Below are 20942 nucleotides of genomic sequence, written 5' to 3' on the forward strand. Positions count from 1 at the left end.
CGACGGATGTTGTTCTACATTGTAACCGTGCCTTGCTGGGTGGTCGGCATCTCGTCCCAGGTCCGGCCCCGATACTCGCGCCCGTTGGCCTTCTTGGAACGCTTTTTGTTATCCTTGCCCCAGGTTCCCCACTGCTTGAAGAAGAAGGCGGTACCGGCCGCCAGGCATTGGCCGTAAATTTCGTCGATCCATTCTTCCCTGATCGGTCGAGCGGATTTGCCGCTTTCACCGCCCACGATGGCCCAATGGATGTCGCGGAGGTCGACGGCGCCAACCGATCCAATGAGAGGCTCAAAAGAGATGAAGCGAATGGCTGCGGGCGCCTGGCGGAGATAGTCGACTCGACTCACGACGTTCGAGTCTTCAATGCTAGTGCCCAGCCAGACATTGGGCAGGATGTCGCCCAACCGCGAGGCGACGAGAGCTGCCATTCGCCCGGGACGTTTAGTAAGGATTTGATAGTTGTGGCGCGGGGTCTCGCGCATGACCTTCCAGACCTCAAGGATGAATTCGTCGCTGACACCCTCGTGGAAGAGGTCGCTCATAGAGTTTACGAAGATTTTCCGCGGTTTCTTCCATCCGTAGGGCATGGCCAGCGCCTTGCGATCTTCCCGCACGACGCCATTCCACACCGTGCGCTTTCCCGTCTTACGGGTAAGTCCCGCATATTTTGCGATGCCCATGGCCTCAAGGCGTTTGGCCATTTCCATAGCATAACAATGGGTGCAGCCTGCGGTGACGATGGAGCATCCTGCGACGGGGTTCCAAGTGGAGTCTGTCCACTCTATCTGAGTTTCAGCCATCTTGCCCTCCCGAGCATTCCTTGACCCCACGCCGCATCAGACCGCTCCGCGTATCGGATTGACGACCTTGAGCCCGGCAAAGTCTTTTTCGTTATCTGTTACCAGCACGCACTCGTTCGCTCCGGCGACAGCGGCGATGATCATGTCGAGCCCGCTGCGCGGCTTGCCGGCCGCTTTTCCTCCTGCCATCAGCCGCGCCCAGATCAGCCCTGCCTTGTCGTCGAACGAGAGGATGCGGCCCGCAAACAGCGCCTGCGGCCCCTCAGGCCCAGAGAACCACTTGTCGAGTGCGTCGCGTTTTTTCCCGCGCGGCTTCTCCAGAACCCGCGAAGAATTTCCGCAACGGTCAGCGAAGCGATGAACAATCCTCGTCTCGCTGTCTCGACATCCATGCCAGGAGCGATTCCGACGGCTGCGATTTCACGACATTGCTGATGATGTTGGTATCGAGGAGGTAGCGTGTCACAGGTCGATCTTCCGTCCCTCTTCATGGGGGCGGGAAAGATCGAGGTCAGCTCCCACCAGCGGCGAACGACGCAATGCGGCGAGAATCCCGCCAAGCTTGGGTGGCTCGCCGGCGATGGTCTGGCTGACAGCAGCGCGCAGGCTAGAGGCATCCGGTCCATCTTCGGCCAGGCGGCGAGCCAAAGATCGAATGAGGTCGCGATCGACATCGCGGCCAAGCACCTCGAAGCGCGCCAAGCCGCGCTCGCTGAGGCGAGATCGATAGTTTTGAATGGCGCGTTTTTGCGAGCTGCCCATAGTTACCTCCGACTTATTTCCAGTAATATAACCAGAATGCTGGGTTTGATCAAGGTGCAGGCAGTCCGGGCAGTGCGCTCTTTCGGTTGAATGGGATCGGTGGACGCGTGATATATGTTTACGCGACGGTACTTTTTGACCAGCGTCGAGCAGGCCGCCGGCCGACGCGAGGTGTAAAGATCGTCCGATGTGGTGCCGATGGTTGGCGAAACCTCAAAAAAATCTTTCTGGCAATTTTCCCTTTGAAATCAAAAGCGTAACTTTTTTACGACCTCAGCGTCGGATTTTTTGCGCTGACAAGAGAAATATCTCGGCGCCGACCAGAGGGCCTCGGCCCCAGGACGGGCGAGGCTCGTTCGGAGAACGGCGCGAAACAGGGATTGGTCGATTCGCGCGGCGATGATTGACCACAAGGCCTGCTGGACGGGTTCCGCGTGCAGGTGCCCGTCGCTGCCCGCCTTGAAAAACTGTCAGAAAATCGCATACATTTCTGACAGGAGCATGGCCATGCAACGGTTGACCGAACAGATTCTTGCGCACGCGAAAGGGCTGCCAGAGGGCACGCCGGTCGCAGCTAAGAGCTTGCTTCACCTGGGGAATCGCGCCGCGGTGGATCAGGCATTGTCGTGTCTAGCCGAGCGGACGCAGTTGATCCGGGCGGGTCGCGGCGTCTATCTCCTTCCGGTCACGAGCAGGTTCGGCACCCGGGCTCCCTCCGTGGAGCAAGCGGTCGAGGCGCTTGCCAGCCAGCGCGGGGAGATCATCGTCACCAGTGGGGCCGTTGCCGCCAACACCCTCGGTCTCACGAGACAGGTGCCGGTCCGGTCGGTCTATCTGACTTCCGGCCGCACCCGGAAGATGAGCCTCGGCAAGCAGGTCGTCGAGCTTCGCCACGCGCCTCGTTGGCAGCTCGCCATGGCGCATCGGCCCGCTGGCGAGGCGGTGCGAGCGTTGGCTTGGCTTGGGCCGGGAAAGGCTGAGGCCGCCCTCCAGACACTGAAGCGGAAACTCCCGCCGGGCGCCTTCAGCGAGTTGGTCGCGGTAGCGCCGCAGCTTCCGACCTGGATGGCGCGCAGCGTGGGCAAGGCCGCACATGGCTGATCCCTTTCTCCACCTCCCGATCGAGGATCGGCGGGAGGCGCTCGGCGTCGCGGCCGATCGGTCCGGCAGGCCGGCGCATCTCCTCGAGAAGGACGTGTGGGTGGTCTGGGCGCTCGCCACCTTTATGGCTCGGCGCTCGGCAAGGGCGGCACGTCGCTGTCCAAAGCCTATCAGGTTATCCAGCGGTTTTCCGAGGACGTCGGTGCGCCGTGACGGCGCGGGAGGGTAGTATGACATAGTTAGAACCCCTCCTAGCTTTGCTGATTTTCGACCGACGGCTGCAATGCCGTCCCTTTCGTGGGAACAACGAAAGGAAGGGGACCGAAAAGCTGGACCGGGTGTCGCCGGTTCGGTGCCATAAGCAGATCGGTCTGAACTGTACCGGACGGAAGCCATCACTACCGGGCCGGGCTACCGCAGTGCTCATGGTGAGACAACGAAGTGCGTGACTGAAGCCTCTGAATATCCGAGAAGTTTCCCAACCGTGATGGCGGGGGAGACAAACAGAGCGATCAGACATGGCAGGGCTCAATGTTCCCTGCTGAGGGGTGCGAGAAATACGCACTCGGGGTGGGCGAGTTCCTTCAACCCACTCTCCGTATCGCCAGGGGTATAGCGCACCACCTACAGGCACGAAGGTTGAAAATCGGAACACGGGAACCTGAACCGTCTGCCCGGCAGGAACCGGGCTAGCCGCGACGACCGGAGACGGGCGTGTTCAGGGGCGGAGCCTCCGTAGTAGTCCGAGTCCAGGAAAGCTGGGCACATGGCGAAGGGAGGCAGGAAGACGATCGGTTGGCATGACGGAGGAGTGATCTGTGGACATGGATCATCAGGCTGATGAAGCTTGGGTACTCGGCGTTCAGCGCAAACTGTATCAGTGGAGTAAGGCGAATCCCGACGAACAGTGGCGGGACATGTGGGGCTGGCTGACAGACTCGCGCATGCTTCGTCACGCTTGGCGTCGCGTGTCCACCAATAAGGGCGGGCGCACGGCCGGGGTCGACGGGATGACCGTAGGACGCATCCGGAAGAGAGGAGAGCTACGCTTTCTCGACAGGCTTCAGGCTGAACTGCGCTCTTGCGCGTACAGACCGAGCCCGGCGAGGCGCAAGCTCATCCCCAAAGCCGGTAAACCGGGGCAGTTCCGGCCCCTGGGCATTCCCACGGTCAAGGACCGCGTCGTACAAAGCGCGGTCAAAACACTTCTGGAGCCAATCTTCGAGGCGCAGTTCTGGCATGTTTCCTATGGGTTCAGGCCCGGACGGAGCACGCACGGCGCCTTGGAGCATATCCGACGGGCTGCTCAGTCGCATAAACGCGGCGGGGATACCCGGAGGCACGGGATGCCATATCCGTGGGTCATCGAGGGAGACATCAAGGGCTGCTTGGATCCATTGTCATAATGCCCCCTGGTTCATGAAGTGTGTTCGAAGAGGGTGGGATCGTGATCTATGGTCTTGATCCATAAACCTTTTCTCTGTCCGCGGACGATATGGACGGCGTCCAGTTCGCCGCGTTTTATTCGCTGCAACAAACTTTGGCGGGAAAGCCCGAGGGTGTCCATGGCATCGCGGATCGGTTCAAAGCCGTGGCCGGGTGTGGTGAGGAAGCGGGCCTTGAGCTCCGGGGTTAGGCGAATGCGCCAGGGCGCGCCGGGCGTGATTTGTTCGCCCTGGATCAGGCCGTCGTTGATGTGGCGGTGGAGCGTCGACGGCGCCACGCCGAGGCTGGCGGCGGCCTGACGGACGGTGACGATGTCGCCGTTGGCGGCCGGCGGCTTGGCCTTGCAGACAGGAATCTTCCAGTGGTTGCGCAGATAGCCGACGCGATTGGCATCGAAGCGGTGGCCGTACGCCGTTCGGCGACCCTGGCGGTTGAGGACGCCGGCGATGACGGCGTCGGGGTAATGCGGTGCCAGCCGCCGCAGCAGCGCCAGCGTATCTTCGTCGGTACGAACCGTCGCCGGTCGCGAGCGCGGTAAGGCGACGGTGAGGCGGCTCGTAGCATCGCCCTTCCAGCGCAGCACCAGACGCGCCGCTGCCTCGCCGCGATCAATATGGAGGGTGACCTCCTCGAGGAGAGTGCGCAGCAATTCCTTGCGGTCACGCGGCGTGGTGGTGGGCGCGTGCCAAACGCTCGCCAGATCGGCCCCGAGGGCAAGCAGCTTTTCCCGCTCCGTGGCCGACAGGACGCGCGGACGCTGCTCCTCGCGCCGCGCCAGTTCCGCCTTTGCCGCCTCCAGTGCGCGCAGCGCCTCCTCCCACTCCTGCTCGAGCCTGCGGGCGACCAGGCGATTGTCGGGATCGACGGCGCAATAGCGGCGCTCGGCGCGGTTGACGACGAAGACGGCGCGCTCCACGTCGAGCCGCCATTGCTTGAGGGCCGCCTCGCGATCGTTCTCCAGCCGCTCGGCCGCTTCGAGCGTGGCGGTCAGGCACACCGGCTCCAGCGCTTCCAGGAAGGCCGCCACCACGGCTTCATCGATCTGCCCGCCGCCAACATTGAGGCAATGGACGCCTCTGCCCTCGACGACCACCTTGCCGGGACAATGGTAGCCCGGCGTCACGGTGCGGCCGCGATAATGGGTGTGCAGCCGTCGCCCGCAATGGCCGCAACGGGCAATGCCCTGCAGCAGGGCGCCGCCCTCTCTGGCGGCGCCACCGGCCTGTTCCTGCGCCTTGGCGTGCGTCCGGGGCTGGGTGTTGGCCGCCATGCGCTCTCGATTGGCCTCGAAGGTCGGCCAGTCGAGATAGCCCTGGTGGTGGTCCTTGATCAGCACTTGCCAGTCTTCCATCGGCAGCTTGCGCATCCGCTTGCGCCGCGCGCCGGTTTCGTCGAGCACCGTCTCTCGGCGATTCTTGCCATAGACATAGGCGCCCGCATAGACCGGATTGGCAAGCACGCTGTGAATGGCGTGGTAGCTGGCCTCGCCCCAGCGCAGCTCTGTGCGTGCATTAAGCCACAGCGGGAACTTCATTCCTTGCTCGCGGAACCACAGCCACACGCGGCGCGCCGAGCCGAGCTCGGCAAAGCGGGCAAAGACGGTGCGGATGGCATGGGCGACGGCCTCGTCGGGATGGATCAGGATCTCGCCGTCTTCGTCCCCCCAGATGAAGCCGATCGGTAGGCCGCGGCGCAATTCGCCGCGCGCTGCCTTGTTGCGGATGCCGCCATCGAGGCGGGCGCGCAGGACGTGCAATTCGGCCTCGCTCATGGCGCCTTTCAAACCGAGCAAAAGTCTATCGTTGAACAGGGCCGGGTGGTAGATTCCGTCGGCATCGCCAATCAGCGTATCGGTCAGCCCCGCCAACTCGATCAGCCGGTGCCAGTCGGCATTGTTGCGCGCCAGTCGCGAAACCTCCAGGCCAAGCACGATGCCGACCCGGGCCAGCGCCACCTCGCTGGTCAGCCGGGCAAAGCCGGCGCGCATGACGCTGCCTGCGCCGGACAGGCCGAGGTCCTCGTCGATGACCAGGACACGCTCGTCCGGCCAACCCAGCTCGCGCGCCCGCTCGGCCAGCCCGTATTGTCGCTCGGTCGATTCACGGTTGTTCTCCACCTGCGAGGCGCTCGACTGGCGCAGGTAGACGACAGCCAACCGGGCCTGGTGACCGGCGGCGATTTTGCTGTGTTCAGTCATGACCGGCCTCCCTCACTGTCAGCATGCGCGCGATCACGAGGGCGAGCCGGCGCAACGCCTCCGCCCGCGCCTCGGCGTCCAGCGTCTCCCAGGCGGGTGGGTCGGGAGGCCGCTTGCGGTCTTCCTCGGCGAATCTCAGCTTCAGTTGCATGTCGCTCCTCCTTGTCATCGGGCGGCGACTCGCCGCGCCGCTCAAGAAGAGCGTCGGTCAGAAGGCGCAGATGCAGAAGGTCTGAAATCCGCCCAATGCTGGAGTGATTTGCTGGCGAGGCTGTGGAACCACCATCCATGCCCCCGAGATCCGTCCACGCCACGGGAATGTAGGTCCGGCTGCCGTCCGGCAATTCTACAAGCAGCGTTGGCTCGCCGCGGCGTTTGAGTCGGCTGATTACGGCCAGAGGCCGCCCTTCAAAGGCGTGGCCCTCCCGCATGATCGTTGCCGAGGCGGGAAGGTCCTGGTGATGGGCAGTCTGGAGATGTTTCCTTTGACAACATCAACCATCACTATCTGATGGAACGGCTACGCAAACGCGTCGCCGACCAGCGGGTGGTACGGTTGGTCGGGCAGTTCCTGAAAGCCGGCGTGCTGGCGGAGGAGCAGTTCTTCCGCACGGAAGCCGGAACCCCGCAAGGTGGGATCATATCACCGCTGCTCGCCAACATTGCGCTCAGCGCGATTGAGGAGAGATATAAACGGTGGGTGCATCCTGATCTGACGGGGAGGTCTTCACGACAATCGATACTCTCGGCGGCATCGGGTAGACGTATGTGGGATCGCAAAGCAGGGCACTGCGTGTGCTTCCCTGTGCGCTATGCAGACGACTTCGTGGTGCTGGTTTCCGGCACGCAGGAACAGGCCATCGAGGAGAAATCCGCGCTGGCAAAATACCTGCGGGAAACAACGGGCCTTGAGTTGTCACCGGAAAAGACGAAGATCACCGCAATGACGGACGGGTTCGAGTTCCTCGGATTCCGCTTCGTCATGGAATGGGACGGGCGCTACGGATATTGTGCACGCGTACAAATCCCCAAGGCCAAGTCCCTCGATCTCCGTCACAAAGTCAAGGAGTGCACTGGGCGTGACAGCGCGAGAGGCACCCTTGGTGCAAAGCTTCAGGAGCTTAATCCCATCCTGCGCGGATGGGCGAATTACTTCCGCTTTTGCTACGGAGCCAGCAACGTGTTTACCAGCCTCGACTGGTACACCGGGGATCGGCTCTGGCGCTGGCAACGGAAAGTTCGCCCAAACGCCAACGCGAGCGAAATCGCAAAAGGCCGACAGCGTAGCAGTCGCCGTCCGACGGTGAGACTGTGGCGCGATGGGTCCGTCGAGCAATATATGCTCGCATGGACTCTCGTCTGCCGGTTTCGTCTGGCGTGGATGGGAACGCCAAACTTCGCCACGTCTTCTGGCGAGCCGGATGCATAACGAAAGGTGCACGTCCGGTTCTGCGAGGGGTGGTGAGAAACGGACCGCTGCAAGGCGGCACCGCGCTCGCCACCTACTCTACATTTTACGCTTATCAAGCCCGACCAACTCGACGCCGACTTTTTGAAGAGCACGTTTTCAGAAATCGGTGAATGGATCTACGAACAAACCGGCATCGAGATTCCAGCCGACAAGCAAGAGTTCGAGATTTATCAGAATCCCCGTGGACAAATCTCGTGTCAGGGTAAGATCAGCTATAAGGGGCCGGTTTCATCAACCCACGCGCTTCCGCGCATCAAACTCGACCTGACTGCTGACGAACGTGTCGTTCTACCGCCTGTCCGCGCGCAGATATTCCACCCGTACAGCGACGTTCCAGAAGACGGTATTGAGGTCTTGGCCTATGACTACGTCGAGGCCTTCGCCGAAAAATTCCGGGCGCTCGCAGAGCGGACACGCCCACGCGACCTCTACGACGTCGTGCACCTCTACAGAAATGCCGAGGCACGCCCTGACCCGCAGCGCTTCATGGAAGTCCTGCGCGCCAAATGTGAATTCAAGGGCATCGAAATTCCGCGCATAGCTGACCTCGAGCCGCACCGCACGGATCTTGAATCGGGCTGGATTCACATGCTGCAGCACCAGCTCCCGGCGCTCCTGCCGGTCGCGATCTTCTGGGGGGCGCTCCCAGAAATTTTCGCCTGGCTCGAAGGCGCCGTCACGCAACCACTCGCGGCGATGCCTATCGGCACTGGTGAGACGCTCATCCGTGAACGCATCATCAGTTTGCCTGCGGGCGTTCGAGGCCAAACCTACATTGAGATGATCCGCTTCGCTGCGGCTAACCGGCTCCTTGTGGAAATCGATTACCGGGACAAGCAAGGCAACCGCTCCACGCGCGCGATCGAAGCCTACTCCCTCCGCCGCTCGCAGGCAGGCGACGTGCTGCTCATGGCGGTGCGCGCAGACAACGGGCAGCCGCGCAGTTATCTGGTCGATAGCATTCTTGGGGTCAAAGCCATCCAGACGCCCTTCGCACCGCGCTACCCAATTGAACTTACGCCATCTGGCCTTCAAAGCATTCCACGGACCGCGAGTTCGGGTTCAGGAGCAACTTTCGAGGTGCGCCGCGCGCCAGTAGTTCGGCGTTTGCCCACTCTTAGATCGACCCGAAGCTCGAGTTTCACGGCGGCAAATGGCCCAACCTACGTCTTCAGGTGCTCCGTCTGCGGAAAGACTTTCAACAAGAAGAGCTACGACGCGACTTTGAACACGCACAAGAACAATCGGGCAGGTTACGAATGCTACGGCACGTTTGGTACGTATGTAACAACGAAATACTAGTTGCCGGAAACGCCCCCGGGTTCTATTTCAGAAAGGTGATTAAGAAGGGCGGGAATGCTCGCTGGCCGGTGATGTTGATTGATGAAGCCAACGCTGTGCCATTCTCCGCATCAATCCTCGTTCGCATCGCCTCCAGCCTTATGTTCACGAAACGAGCTTGCCCGGCCGCGGCGCGTATCCGGCAAAGGATCGCTTTCAATCGCCTTGGACCAGGCGGCGCGCATGGCCGGATCGCCGCGGTTGTTTCGGTCCATCGCGCTGACCAAAGCGGCGCCAAAATACCTCGCGAGGAATGGGTCGTAGCGCAGTTGCTCAGCCGGGCCGGTCATCTCGGTTTCTTCGAGGATCCGTGCGAGGCCGATGCTCAACACGTCATCGATTTTGGCTGGCACCCGCGCCGGCTCCTTGCGCATTGCGGATGCCAAGAACCGAAGGGCCGACATTAATGGCGAAGGCGCTCGCACCGCTACCACCTGCGCGATCTCAGGCCAGAGCGCCGCTTCAAAGTCGGCGTCGCAGCCTTTCGACCAGAAAATCTGATCCAGCAGGGCCGAGAGAACCAGCACATCGGTCTCGTCGCCACTTCCGGTCAACGCTCGCAGCCCCTTCGTAGCTTCATCCACCGTCACAACGCCCAGATCAAGGAGCCAGGGGTAGGCAGCTTCCAGACGAAGCGGATATCGATCGAGTATCGCCAGGGACCGCAATTTCTCGGATGCAGCGGGGCTTGATCTCGCGCGCATCGCGAGGTTCGCTACGATCCGCCCGCATTCCTGCGCTAAGTTGCGATCATTACCGCTGAACAGGTCTGGCCTTGCCGATACGGCAGCATGATTTGCAACATAAACGTGAAGACGCTCGATCAGCGCACCGAGTTGTGCCTCGTCGATCAGAAACTTTTTCTCTCTGAGCAGGTTTGCCAACGCACCGCTCTTGAGGTCTGCATCAGTGAGGGGAGCGTCGGAAAGAAACTTGGCACACAAGGCTCCTTGCGCATCAGCGCCGGCCGGCTTTGGAAATGAGAGGAAGGCACTGGGGTAGAAGACAGTCCCGCTGGGCAGGCCGTCTTCAACAAAAGCTGGATCCCACAATGCTTCGCCAAATACTTGTAAGTCTTTTCCGTTGAGCAACTTGGCATTGAACAGCCATGCCATCCGCGACGAGGCCGCGAGCCGTGTATCGTCCTGACGCAACGCCGCGAGTGTATCTGAGACGATCTTCCGCCATTTCGGATCTGGTTTCCCTATCTTGACGTCGCTTGGGAGAGTCTCCTCCGGATCGCGAACGCCATGGGCGAAATTGCCGGGGTTCCTGGTGATCGGATGCTCGAAGATTGCGAGTAACATCGCATCGTGCGCGGGGATCTCCGCAGCCTCAAAGCAACGGCTCACCATCTGGCGTAGCTGATCACCTACATCGATGCTACGGGGAAATCGGGGATCAGCATGCAGGGAAAGTCCGGTCTCCAGCAACTCTGGAGCGCGATGCGGCGTGCGCAGGACCACGCGCGAAGCGATTTCGAGCGCGGACTTGAGTCGTTCCATCCAAAAGCGCGACTCCATGTTTCCCGCGTCGACACGCTCCTTCGCCGCATCGATCAGGCGGAGAACGCGATCGAGCAGACGGTCTGCCTCGCTCGCACTGATCCTGGCGATCGTCGAACGGGAAAAAAGCGTGTCGAACTCCTTGCTCGTCGAGGCCCAAAGAAAAGCGTCGATCGCCCTTGTCGGTGCCACATCCATCAGCCAGCGCGCAGCTTCGAGTACCACCTGCCTGGCGACCGCTGCATGTCCAATACGAAGCGGTAGGCCCCCCTCTTCTTGAAAACGGAGAGCCTGATAGGCAAGAAGCCGGTCAATGCGTGGATCTAGTGGTCCAAAATTGAAGGTTCGATTTATCGAGCCCAGATCAAATCGCCGCGTGCTTTCGCGTTCCTTCTTGAGCGGCGGTGCCGGTTGAGTGAGCCGCTCCATCAAGTTGAAGAAGTCGCTGTGACCCGGGCAGCCACGCGATTGGAGTTCCTCCTGGCGCATGTCGAATCGGTCGCGCACAGGGCCGTTCTCACGCCAATCCCCAAGCGTCCCGAACAGAACGGAACTGCGAAACAGCAGCGCGAAACTTTCACGTGACCAGGAGGCGATGTCCGTCACGCCCCGCTGAGTTTGCTCGCGGATCGCGTTGAGCGCCTGCGCCGACAACAGCGATGCTTCCTCGTCGCGCCCAAGATCCGCGAGCAAGGCCGCTTTGCGCAGCAGCCAGAAGCTGTCGCCTTGGACATTCCACTTGTTGAGCGCTGCCTCAAGCCCGTCGATATCAAAATCTGCGCGCAGGCCCAGGCAACTCTCATAAGTCAGGCGTTCGAGCCCTTCCGTGTCCTCCGCGAGTCTGGGCGCCAGCCAGTCCGACCAGCGCTTGTGAAGGCCGGCGTCATTCTCTTCGCGCGCGTGGCGCAACACCGCCAGCGCAAGGGCCCGAAATTGTCTTGCCGGCTCGGCTGCTAATTGCTCGTAACGACCGATCAGAGCGTCCAGAAGTTCCAGAATCACATCATCGACGGTCAATACCAACGGAACGAGCGCGGCCTCCTGTCGCCAGTTGAGCTCGAACAATGCGTCGAGCCGCTCGTCCTCGTCGAGGGCACGCAATCCGCCAATGATCTCGTCGAGACGCATCGATAGACGTCGCCAGAGCAATTGGCTCGTAGCAAAGGGCGGCACAATCCAGCCGGGGTATACGGTACGGTTCTGCCGCCACTGTAAGACCAACTCGCGAACCTTTTGGACAGGTGTGTTTATGTCAGTCGACTGCGGATCCGGCATCGGTGATCTTGAATCGGGAACCGGGCTGACATGCAAGAGCGGGGGTACAAAGCCTGCAGCCGGCTGCGGCCAGCGCTTCGCTCGATATGGTTCAGCCGCACGTAAGCATTCAAGGAACCACTGATGGGCATTCTCTATCTGCTGGCTCTTCGGCCAGGTCTCGAACATCTCAAGTTTCGCGAGATCGATTGGCTGAATGCGCCGGCTTTCGAGCATCTTGCGTTTCGGTGCGCTTAATCCAAGGGCGCCCACCAGATAGATCAGCGGGGCCTTAGACCCTAGCCGATCGCGCACCCAGCCAGACCAGAACAGGAAGTTCGGGTCGTCGCCGGAGAATCCCAGTAGAACCAGCGTATTCTCCATCGCGAGTTGCTGCGCGAGGTTGACGAACGCCCCAAATCGCGCCGGATAGGTCCGGAAATCCTCTTCCGTGAAGACAAATGGTCGATGCGACGGGAAACTGCCGTGCAGCTTGATAACCCTCGGTGCCCGCGCCTCCGGAATCTCCTCGACGGTGCGCAGGATGTCATAGACCCGCTCTTCTGCGCTTTCAGCCGCCCGTTCAAGCAGGGTGTCCCAGTTGGTCGTCATGATGTCAGCCCACGGGAGTTGGACGAGCATTTTGTGCAGTTTGCCCGGTGTGAACTGGCGGTCGGGGACATTTGCCAATATCAATTTGTCGAGCACATTGCGTCCGAATTGTGCCTCGAATTCTTCTGCCACCCGCAGATATGCGCTGGTGGCGCCGCTCTGTTTCAACAGCCGTTCGCTTTGTTCGTTTTCGTCTGTCGCCTTGCCGGATTGTGCCGGGTAAAGCTGGTTTACCATTGTTCCGTAGATGTCGTTCCAGGCTGGCATCGTACCCCCGGAGGCCCGCACCGGAGTAGCGTTGCGGCTGAAACCAGCGCCGACCAGCAGAGCTGCCGACCCCACCGGCTCTCGCGCCCAAAGAGCCTCGGCGATTCGCGCAATATGCGGTGCGTCCGTAAAGGTACTCATCGTTCTTAATCGCATCCCCTTGCGTCCTGCAGTTCGCAGGAATGGAGCGTCGTAGCTTCGCCAGACCGGGATAGCCTCGAAACGAAATTCTTGCCAATAATTTGAGTCGATCAAACTGGTTGATCGAACTCGCTGGCGAGTAACAGTTTAGAAGGGAAAAACGTGGATCTCGCTCTTCCTTGTTGTCAAAGAAACCGGTGCCATGACTTTTGGAACTGATGAACGATTGAAAAGCTATCTGGATACAAACCAGTTGCAAAGGGAACGGATGTGCACCGCTGTCCTAGCCTTGGACAAGCGGTTCACGAAAGTTCGGCCACGTCACCCTCGGGGTGGACCTGATGGCGGTCGAGATATTGAAGCTGTCTTGAGTGGGGAACAGAAAACCTTTGGTGCTATCGGGTTTGTCAATCAAGCCAACGACTCGACGGATCACAAGAAAAAAGCTCAGAAAAAATTCGCGGCGGATTTGGCGAGTGCGGCCGCTGCCGATCCTGAAATCAAGGCGTTTGTCCTCTTCACAAACGTGAATCTTACAGCCGGCGAAAAGAATGCCCTGGTTGAGAAAGCCACGAAAAGCGGGTTGGCCTATTGCGAAATCTTCGATCGGGAAAGAATTCGCCTGGTTCTTGACGGCGCAGATGGAATGGCGATTCGATTTCAGTCACTCGGCATCCCAATGTCTGACGCGGAACAGGCGACATTCTTCGCGCGATGGGGCGACGATATTCAAAGTGTAATTGTTGATGGATTCAGCGAAATAAAGAGATCGCTGAACCGAATGCAATTCTGCATGAGATGAATGCTCCCCTTGAGCGGTTCCTCGTCCTCTTGGAACTGGACCGCGAATACAATGGTAATGAAATCGGCCACTTCCGGTTTTTCGTGAGCATGAGTCTCGCCGAACCGCGAGATGGGCTCCTTATGGTAACGTTTGGAACATCGGATCGAGCTGACAGAGCGAGCGCAAAATCCGTGGCCGACGTTGAGGCCATGCGCGCGGGAATCTTGCACGGAATGATGGGGGCCAAGTGGGAGCGACGTATTCCGACGTCGGAAGATGAGCCGGAAGAGGATGTTGCCGACTCAGATGAGAGTCTCGATGACGGAGAGGGCACCAGCGTCGGCACATTCACGTCAGTTGGGTTGGAGAATGTGCGCTTTTTGCGTGCTGAGTTTGGGTATGGAGGCGGAAGCTTTCGCTTCGGTCCCTACCTCCGTCTCTCTGACATTGACGACTGCATGATTGCTCTGTTCATGAACAAGTCATTGGCGGAAAAGATCAAAGCCATTCATTTTATCGGCAACCAATACAAGCTTGCCGAATACGGCCGAGACGGTTTTCGAATTGACATGCACGGCAAATGTGAGCCGAATCTGATCTTTACGCCGTCTGAGCTGACTGACGAATGGCGCCGGATCATGCGGAATTCCGGTCCATTCAGCGTTCGATATTCAGAGATGACGCCCATCAGACTCTTCGAACCAGTCGAGGCGAGCAACTCCCTGCCAGGGCGGCGGTCAACGAAGCCGAACATTTAGCATGAAAATGCAGGCCCGAGTCGACATGATCACGGTTGAGGAATGCGTAGCGCTGCAGTGGCTGCACTCGAGATCCACAAGTTACACGTTGCTGTCTGCGCCGAATTGCCGACGAGCCATGCGGCGCCGGCAGAGAAGGCTTTAAGCAGGCATCATACGATGCCCACGCTTTGTCAGCGATGCACGACATAATTCACAGGCTCCTCTGGCACTGGCCTTTTTTGCTGTCCGTGACGGAATCAAGCCTATGCAAATGATGGCTTAGACGGCTCTCGCTTCTGCAATATCTCGGATGGAGCCTATGCGAAGCGTAATCTCGTCAGCCTTTAATTTAGCGATGTCGGCGTTGCGCTGATGAAGCCTGTTCACGATGACCTGATTGAGTTCGTAACCTCCCCGCTTGGCAAAGACATATCTGTATTCCTGCTCCGCAGCGTAGGTATCGCGCTTCAAAAAAGGAAGATGTGTAGGGTTCTTGATATCGACGCCTTCGGCCACGGCGGCATCAGTTCGGTAGTAGGTGATCCGATCCGCTCGCAACAATGGTCGATCGAGCCGGGTAAGACGGCTTCGGCGCAATAAGGCGCCAGCGATGCGGTCATGCAATGCCTGCTCATCGGTAATTTCTATGCAGGCTCCACCGAATTTTCGCAAACCGGCATCATAAGCCATAGAGAGGCAAAAGCAGAAAATAAGCTCCGGCCGGTTCAGCTCGTTGTGGTAGGCGAAGCGGCCAACAATCTTCTGCCCGGTCGTTACGTTAGTGATGGTTACATCGTTATTCGGCGCGTCCACATGCATACCCTCGTAGGCATCGACACGCGGGTCGCCTTCGATCTTCATGAAGTACGGCAGGTTGCGAAACAGGAGGTTCCCATCGAGGACGCTGCTGGCATACTGCTCCGGTAGATATTTGAACAGTCTCAGGTGGCAGTTCCTTGTGTTCTCCGCCAGGTCGCATGCCCCGACGCTCTGCACCGCAGCGAGCCAGTCGGCTGGCCAATAATTAGTAAGATTGATGTCTGCTTGTCCAAAAAACTGGCTCACCGTCCCCGAATTTCAGAACTGGTTTCCGAACTGGTTCTCCCATTGCGTCAGTCTCGCACAGGCCTTCTGAAACGTCCGTTCGTCTTTGACGTATTGCAGCGGGGCTCCGATATCGTCTTCACGTGCCTTCAAAAACGCAATCGCGTCCGCGGGGGAAAGTCGCGCTTCTGCCAGCTCGCGGATCTTGTCCTGATAGGCTGCTTTCTCGGCCGCGGCCTCGGCTTCCCTACGGCGCTGCCTAACGAAGACCGAGAGAGCCTCCCGCGCGCGGGTCAATCCGAACTCGCTGTCTTCAGCCAGCTCCACGGGCGACATATCGCTCATGTCCGCGCGTTTGGTGTGCAGGAACGCGCTTCGATCCTCGCCGTTCAATTCCGTTTCCGCATCGACGCATAAACGATCACGCCGCGAGTGACGAAGGCGACTTGCTTCCAGCAACTGCCGTTGGCGCCGTACTTCGGCCTGTTCTTCCATCTTGGCTTTGCGGCGGGAAATCGCCTTGCCGATAGGCAGCCCTGCGCTCCCATAGAAAAGAGGACCGTTTCCTTCCAGCATCTGCACAATGGTTGCGATTTCGCCGATGATCTTGGGCGCCTCGACCTCTGAGCGTAGTGCCTTGTCATAGGTCAAACCGGATTCCTGGTGAACCGATTGCAGCCACTGCTCGACCGTTGAGCCCACTCGTTCGTCTTCGGGAAGCTCGCTAAGTATCCACCCTACCCGCTGCACGGTCTCCTGAATCAAAGCGGTTCTTTGGCTTGCAGCCAGGGTCCTCACGTTCCATGGTTTAGCAAACGCCGGGGCGAGTATGACACCGAAGCCTTGCGGGATAAGGACACCCTCACCGAGCAAATATTTCAGATAATTGTCGACCGCCTTCCACGCCGGGGCGAAGCGGGCATCGATCGCGGTGACGTCGTCTGCCACCTCGCCAGACACACGCAGAAAGGCTTTTTGGATCAGCCGGCGTTTTTCCAGATGGTTGACGATCGGCACGGCTTTGCACTGGGCGTTGCCGAGGCAGCGATCATGAAAGACCTCGGCCAGGATGATGGCTTGCCATACCGCCGGCGGTTCGGAAAAACAGGCGAAGCCCGGGACGTCGCGACCGACAAACTTTGCAAGACCGATCGCTTGAAGCTCGACCTCGCGTGGGACGACGACGACGTCTCGGCCGACCGGGTTCGCCAATGCCTGTCTGTATGCTGCCGCTGTTTGCTCTACCCGGCTTCGGTATTTGGCCGTCGCGGCAGCCTCGCGCCTGCCCCGTTCTTGCTGCCATTTGAGCTCATCTGCGTCTTGCTTGGCCCGCGCAGCTTCGATGCCTGGATGATAAAGCCACCGACGCGTTGCGGTTTTCAGCACCGCCTCGTTGATGGCATCCCTTAGGGAGTCACGCGGAAGCTTGGACAGATCGATTTCGACGGCGGGGATCTTGTGTTCCCTGAGGCGCTGGATTTTGGCGCTGTCTGCGAAATGCGTGACGGCGACCTCGACGAACAGGTCGTAGCCGAGCGCGCGAATATAGAGGTCGGGAATGATGGTCTTGGAATCGTTGTACTCGAGCCGAAGAAATTCGGTTTCGACCTCCAGGCTGGGCTTCATCACCAGGCGTTTGTTATCGAGCCCAAGCCGCTCTGGCAGGATCAGCTTCGGATTGCTGCGAAACGCTTCCTTTGCCAGCAAATGCAAAACCGTCTCCGGACCACCTCCACAGGTCTCAACACCGTGGTGGGCGAAATGCGCCACGCGGTGATCCTCCTTCAGCCGGGCCACTAGTTGCCCATCGCAGGCCGGGCAGACGCAGCCGCAAGCCAGCCCGCGCGCGACCTCGCCAATATGAGCGAATGTCCCGTCGGGGCGCCTTCCGTAGACGAGTTGCGCTCGATCGGTGCCGTAGGACTTCTGCGCTTGCCCGTGATCCATGCTTGCGACCTGGGAATGTTCATTCGCTCAAAATGGGTTCAAGTTCCGCCAGGAATTCCGGCATGGCTTCGGATATTCGATTGTACGCAAGTTCGAACAAGCCGAGTGAGCCAAGCAGCGCATTGACGATCATGTCGACGGTGCCCTTTGTATCCCTCAATCCGCGTCCGAAATCTGTCAAATACCGTGGAGGGTCGGGCTTAGAATATAGTCCGGCGACGCCGGACCAATTCGGATGTGCGATTTCACTCAGGCTATCGTAGCTGGCGCGCACCCCCTTTACGACTTGGTCCATGCGGTCGATGGGTCCTCACAGGAATGGTGAGTTCTGGGTGGCGATGCGAGAACTCCTGAATGCTGAGACGATCGCAAGTAATGAGTCGATGCTGCGCTGTCTTTGCGCTCGTCGACATAGCCGCCCATCTTAGCCGATGGGAGCGACCGGCTCGATCTTCGCGAACGTAGCTGTCGGTCAACAAGGCCTCAACGAGTTAGCGGTGGAAGCACCGGCTCGACTATCCCCAACTGCCCGAAGGAGCCGGCGAGCACAAGGACCTTAGCGGACGCTGCCATGCTATCGCCATGCCGGCGCCGGACCACCCGAAGATCAGGCAGCAGTCGAGGAGGTCAAGGCGAAAGACATTCCGGTTTTCGCGCTTTCCGACTTCGCCGCCGGCGTGCGCGAGGGCTATATCGGCCTCGACAACCGCAAGGTCGGGGGGGCGCCACTTGGATGTTTTCCACGGTCGCAAAACGGCCCGGCAAGGCGGCGGTCTTCGTCGGCAGCCACCGCTTGCTGGGGCAGGAGCTCCGCGAAATCGGCTTTCGCTCCTATTTCCGTGACAACGCGCCGACTTTCGAGGTGCTCAATACGCTTGTGACCCTCGAGAAGCGGCAGATCACATACGAGACCACGCTGCATCTCATGCACGGCAACCTGAGCTCGTCGGCTTCTGTATGGTTGGCGGGGGCAGGGCCATCAGGCGCTCCGCGAGGTGCGCAAAGGTCAAGACCCTGTCGCGATTGTGAATGAAATCGCGCCGGCGTCGCGGTCGGCCCTCGTAGATGACATCGTCGCGATGGCGGTCGCCACGCCACTGCGCCAGCTTTGCCAGGAGTTGATGGTGCTGATGGCCCGGGCCATCAGGACCGGCACCGCGGGAACGCCGGGGCAGACATTCTGCCGTCCGATATCATCTACCGGAGCTATATGAAACTGATGGAATTCTCTCATGAGAGCAGAGTTTCCTTTCGCGAATGCAAGAAAGCTCGATTGACTCTCCCGCCCCATTCCGGTCTCGTGAATCAACGTGCGGTTGCGGCGTGCAGAAGTCAGTCGACGGTCGCGATTCATGAAAGGAAAGCTATGGCAAGGCATCGCACCGCTGCGCACTCGACCACTTTGCAGCGCCCCGACTTACGGCCAGGGCGTTTTTCGCGCTTGCCCGTGACCAGTCAAAATCCGCAACCAAGCGGTGGATCCGGCTTTCAACGCCGCCGACAAGGAAAGTGCTCGGGGCGTCCGACAACATGAAAGTGTCGTTCATCGGCGTACCCGTTCGCGTCGATGCGAACGTCGTGGGCACGCCGACCATCGACCGCATCTTGGACAACAAATCAGGTTCCCTCCTCGATTACGACCTCCGCCTCCTCACCACAATCGCCAATCTGGTTGGGCAGACAGTGAAGCTGCATCGCATGTTCCTGACAGCGGGAGCGTCAATCGGCAGAAACGACTTTGACTGCTGCCACGGTCAGTGTTTTTCCGCGGCGCCGTGGAAGAGCGGACCGGGCAACAAGGTGCTGCAACTGGGGCCGATGATGCCAGACAGGCCGGCCACGCGGCCGACTGAGGCTGCTCCTTGGGCCGCCGCTACGGTCCCGTCCGTCCTCAGCGACCAGGCACCGCTGGCGCCTGCCGGCGCAGCCTCTTTAAAGGTACGAGTATGTCAAATCGCGAGCGTGTCATTGCGGCCGTGGAGAGATGTGGCTCGGTGCAGGCAAAGGCGGCGCCTGCTTGGACTGACGCCGCGCCAGATTGGTTACACGCTGAGGGAATACGGCATCAGATCAAGTCCTTGAAAGGCCGACCGAGGCAAATATCAGGGACAAATCAAGCATTGGTGGTTGGCGGAGCCTTGGCCCGATGACGAGTGGATGCGGACGTGCGGGTCGGGCCAATCCGACTCGGGAGGACAGCCCGCCCGACCTCACGGGATCAATGTGCTGACAACGGCGGTGTGAACGAACCGTCGGTCGGCCATGTGCTCTAGACCATCAGTTCATCCCGGATTCCCTCTGCGACTGAAACGGAGAAAAACATGTCCGATGCAAAACTTCAGAGCGTGCTTTCGTCTCTTTCGCAAATGGCGAGACAGTTAGATGCTCTGCCATCCGATACACCAGCGCCGGATTCAAGTTGGGTAAAACTAAACACGAATGAGAACCCCTTCCCGCTTCCAGCAATCATAATGCAAAGTGCGATTGCAGCTCTCGAACGGCAGTATCTATATCCAGAAGACGATAGCATCAGCTTGAGGGAAGCAGCCGCAAATGCCTACAGCGTCTCCATGGATCAGGTGATCGCCGGCAACGGATCGTCTGAACTGCTTGGACTTGTCTACAGAGCTTTCCTTGCCCCGGGGGATAGCGTGGCGATGATGTCGCCAGGGTTTTCGTTCAACCGCAAACTTGCAACGTTGCAGGGTGCTCAATTTGTCGAAATCAAATTTAGCGAAGATCATTCCTTGCCGATGGACCAATTGCTCTTCGGTCCTGCAAAGGACGCCAAGTTCATTCTGTTAGCCAATCCGAACAATCCGACCGGAACGTTCGTTCCGGTGGCCGATATCGAACGCCTGGTAGCGAAATCGGACCGCTTGATCGTGCTGGATGAGGCCTACGTCGACTTTGCACCCGAGAATGGTCTACGCCTCATCAATCGCTATTCGAACCTTCTGGTCTTAAGGACATTTTCGAAAAGCTATGCTGCCGCCGGCGTTCGCGTCGGTTTCGGTTTCGGTCACCCTGAAATTATCGGCAGGCTACGCAACATCCAGAACGTCTTCAACATGAATGTGATCGGGCAGGCGGTTGGTATCAGCGTCCTTGCGCACCGCGCCGCCTATGCAGACAACCACAGACACATCAGGCATGAACGACGGCGAGTGACGCTCGCGCTGTCGCAACTTGGATTTTCCGTAATCCCTTCCCACGCAAACTTCTTGCTTGCCCGCGTGCCAACGGGACAGGACGGCTCATGGTGGCAATCAGCCTTTGCAAGGCAAAAAATACTTGTTGCCGTCTTTCCCGATAAAGGTTTGGAAAATTACATCCGCGTCAGCATCGGTACAAAAGAGCAAATGGATGCTTTTCTTCGTGCCGCGAGTCGTATTAGTCGAATATTGAATATGTCAAGGCCCTCGCGTTAGGTTGCTAAGGCTCTGCTTTAGCATTTCGCAGGCAATAATCCGAGCGATTACATAAGCGAGAAATCTTTAAAATGCTTGGAATACGCAAGCAACCGG

Annotated in this window: 15 protein-coding genes and 3 pseudogenes; 9 read left to right on the forward strand and 9 right to left on the reverse strand. The window is 59.3% G+C overall.

Annotation, left to right across the window (positions count from 1 at the left end; genetic code table 11):
* Positions 1-14: 14 nt before the first annotated feature.
* From JG739_RS30420 to JG739_RS30430, 3 genes and pseudogenes are all read right to left on the reverse strand, one after another.
* The gene (locus JG739_RS30420; protein ID WP_202330543.1) at positions 15-803 is read right to left on the reverse strand and encodes a DUF5131 family protein; all 789 of its coding nucleotides are present in this window, start codon (positions 801-803) and stop codon (positions 15-17) included.
* Between the two features lie 36 nt (positions 804-839).
* Positions 840-1269 (reverse strand): annotated as a pseudogene (locus tag JG739_RS30425) (PIN domain-containing protein).
* The gene (locus tag JG739_RS30430; protein ID WP_202308777.1) at positions 1266-1565 is read right to left on the reverse strand and encodes a hypothetical protein; all 300 of its coding nucleotides are present in this window, start codon (positions 1563-1565) and stop codon (positions 1266-1268) included. Before JG739_RS30430 ends, JG739_RS30425 begins: the two are co-directional and overlap by 4 nt.
* Positions 1566-2072: 507 nt before the next feature.
* On the opposite strand from JG739_RS30430, the gene JG739_RS30435 reads away from it, so the two are divergent.
* The 3 genes and pseudogenes from JG739_RS30435 to JG739_RS30445 all read left to right on the forward strand — a co-directional run bounded on the left by JG739_RS30435 (position 2073) and on the right by JG739_RS30445 (position 4072).
* A complete protein-coding gene (locus tag JG739_RS30435; protein ID WP_202330544.1) occupies positions 2073-2666 on the forward strand; it encodes a DUF6088 family protein in 594 nt (197 codons plus the stop codon).
* Positions 2659-2867 (forward strand): annotated as a pseudogene (locus JG739_RS30440) (nucleotidyl transferase AbiEii/AbiGii toxin family protein); the annotation flags it as partial. The gene JG739_RS30435 and the pseudogene JG739_RS30440, both read left to right, overlap by 8 nt.
* A gap of 623 nt (positions 2868-3490) precedes the next feature.
* Positions 3491-4072: a reverse transcriptase domain-containing protein gene (locus tag JG739_RS30445; RefSeq protein WP_244749999.1), complete on the forward strand. Its 582-nt coding sequence runs from the start codon at positions 3491-3493 to the stop codon at positions 4070-4072.
* A gap of 11 nt (positions 4073-4083) precedes the next feature.
* Here JG739_RS30445 and JG739_RS30450 read toward each other — a convergent pair whose 3' ends face one another.
* Together JG739_RS30450 and JG739_RS30455 are read right to left on the reverse strand one after the other, a co-directional pair.
* Positions 4084-6309 (reverse strand): recombinase family protein, encoded by a 2226-nt coding sequence (locus tag JG739_RS30450; protein ID WP_202364473.1) that lies wholly within the window; start codon positions 6307-6309, stop codon positions 4084-4086.
* A complete protein-coding gene (locus JG739_RS30455) occupies positions 6302-6460 on the reverse strand; it encodes a hypothetical protein (RefSeq protein ID WP_202364472.1) in 159 nt (52 codons plus the stop codon). Before JG739_RS30455 ends, JG739_RS30450 begins: the two co-directional genes overlap by 8 nt.
* A 360-nt stretch (positions 6461-6820) precedes the next feature.
* Between JG739_RS30455 and JG739_RS30460 the strand changes: the two genes are divergently transcribed.
* Positions 6821-7738 carry a group II intron maturase-specific domain-containing protein gene (locus JG739_RS30460; RefSeq protein WP_244749641.1) on the forward strand — a complete coding sequence of 306 codons (918 nt, stop codon included), beginning with the start codon at positions 6821-6823 and terminating at the stop codon, positions 7736-7738.
* A 123-nt stretch (positions 7739-7861) separates the two neighbouring features.
* Complete coding sequence (locus JG739_RS30465) at positions 7862-9082, forward strand: nucleotidyl transferase AbiEii/AbiGii toxin family protein (RefSeq protein ID WP_202364587.1); 1221 nt, start codon at positions 7862-7864, stop codon at positions 9080-9082.
* 110 nt (positions 9083-9192) lie between these two features.
* On the opposite strand, the gene JG739_RS30470 is transcribed toward JG739_RS30465, so the two are convergent.
* Positions 9193-12900: an SIR2 family NAD-dependent protein deacylase gene (locus JG739_RS30470; RefSeq protein ID WP_202364588.1), complete on the reverse strand. Its 3708-nt coding sequence runs from the start codon at positions 12898-12900 to the stop codon at positions 9193-9195.
* 202 nt (positions 12901-13102) lie between these two features.
* Between JG739_RS30470 and JG739_RS30475 the strand changes: the two genes are divergently transcribed.
* Both JG739_RS30475 and JG739_RS30480 read left to right on the forward strand, forming a co-directional pair.
* Positions 13103-13702 carry a hypothetical protein gene (locus tag JG739_RS30475; RefSeq protein ID WP_202364589.1) on the forward strand — a complete coding sequence of 200 codons (600 nt, stop codon included), beginning with the start codon at positions 13103-13105 and terminating at the stop codon, positions 13700-13702.
* 29 nt (positions 13703-13731) lie between these two features.
* Positions 13732-14442 (forward strand): hypothetical protein, encoded by a 711-nt coding sequence (locus JG739_RS30480; protein WP_202364590.1) that lies wholly within the window; start codon positions 13732-13734, stop codon positions 14440-14442.
* A gap of 261 nt (positions 14443-14703) precedes the next feature.
* On the opposite strand, the gene JG739_RS30485 is transcribed toward JG739_RS30480, so the two are convergent.
* Genes JG739_RS30485 through JG739_RS30495 form a run of 3 tightly spaced genes read right to left on the reverse strand, consistent with a single transcriptional unit; the run spans position 14704 to position 17710 of the window.
* A complete protein-coding gene (locus JG739_RS30485) occupies positions 14704-15489 on the reverse strand; it encodes a hypothetical protein (protein WP_202364591.1) in 786 nt (261 codons plus the stop codon).
* 12 nt (positions 15490-15501) lie between these two features.
* On the reverse strand, positions 15502-17415 hold the full coding sequence (locus tag JG739_RS30490; RefSeq protein WP_202364592.1) for a hypothetical protein: 1914 nt from the start codon (positions 17413-17415) through the stop codon (positions 15502-15504).
* A gap of 19 nt (positions 17416-17434) precedes the next feature.
* Complete coding sequence (locus tag JG739_RS30495; RefSeq protein ID WP_202364593.1) at positions 17435-17710, reverse strand: hypothetical protein; 276 nt, start codon at positions 17708-17710, stop codon at positions 17435-17437.
* 1171 nt (positions 17711-18881) lie between these two features.
* Here JG739_RS30495 and JG739_RS36555 point away from each other — a divergent pair.
* Positions 18882-19119: pseudogene (locus tag JG739_RS36555) on the forward strand (GAF domain-containing protein); the annotation flags it as partial.
* A gap of 617 nt (positions 19120-19736) precedes the next feature.
* Positions 19737-20846, forward strand: coding sequence for a histidinol-phosphate transaminase (gene hisC / locus JG739_RS30505; protein WP_202364594.1), 1110 nt, complete (start codon positions 19737-19739; stop codon positions 20844-20846).
* Positions 20847-20942 lie beyond the last annotated feature (96 nt).

It is taken from the genome of Mesorhizobium sp. L-2-11 (assembly GCF_016756595.1).
Classification (GTDB): domain Bacteria; phylum Pseudomonadota; class Alphaproteobacteria; order Rhizobiales; family Rhizobiaceae; genus Mesorhizobium.

What these genes read in the sequence shown, in the direction of transcription:
- JG739_RS30495 (WP_202364593.1), bottom strand. Translation starts at nt 17,710, where the DNA reads ATGGACCAAGTCGTAAAGGGGGTGCGCGCCAGCTACGATAGCCTGAGT.
- JG739_RS30475 (WP_202364589.1), top strand. Translation starts at nt 13,103, where the DNA reads ATGACTTTTGGAACTGATGAACGATTGAAAAGCTATCTGGATACAAAC.
- JG739_RS30470 (WP_202364588.1), bottom strand. Translation starts at nt 12,900, where the DNA reads ATGAGTACCTTTACGGACGCACCGCATATTGCGCGAATCGCCGAGGCT.
- JG739_RS30430 (WP_202308777.1), bottom strand. Translation starts at nt 1,565, where the DNA reads ATGGGCAGCTCGCAAAAACGCGCCATTCAAAACTATCGATCTCGCCTC.
- JG739_RS30455 (WP_202364472.1), bottom strand. Translation starts at nt 6,460, where the DNA reads ATGCAACTGAAGCTGAGATTCGCCGAGGAAGACCGCAAGCGGCCTCCC.
- hisC (WP_202364594.1), top strand. Translation starts at nt 19,737, where the DNA reads ATGTCCGATGCAAAACTTCAGAGCGTGCTTTCGTCTCTTTCGCAAATG.
- JG739_RS30460 (WP_244749641.1), top strand. Translation starts at nt 6,821, where the DNA reads ATGGAACGGCTACGCAAACGCGTCGCCGACCAGCGGGTGGTACGGTTG.
- JG739_RS30450 (WP_202364473.1), bottom strand. Translation starts at nt 6,309, where the DNA reads ATGACTGAACACAGCAAAATCGCCGCCGGTCACCAGGCCCGGTTGGCT.
- JG739_RS30420 (WP_202330543.1), bottom strand. Translation starts at nt 803, where the DNA reads ATGGCTGAAACTCAGATAGAGTGGACAGACTCCACTTGGAACCCCGTC.
- JG739_RS30445 (WP_244749999.1), top strand. Translation starts at nt 3,491, where the DNA reads ATGGATCATCAGGCTGATGAAGCTTGGGTACTCGGCGTTCAGCGCAAA.
- JG739_RS30435 (WP_202330544.1), top strand. Translation starts at nt 2,073, where the DNA reads ATGCAACGGTTGACCGAACAGATTCTTGCGCACGCGAAAGGGCTGCCA.
- JG739_RS30490 (WP_202364592.1), bottom strand. Translation starts at nt 17,415, where the DNA reads ATGGATCACGGGCAAGCGCAGAAGTCCTACGGCACCGATCGAGCGCAA.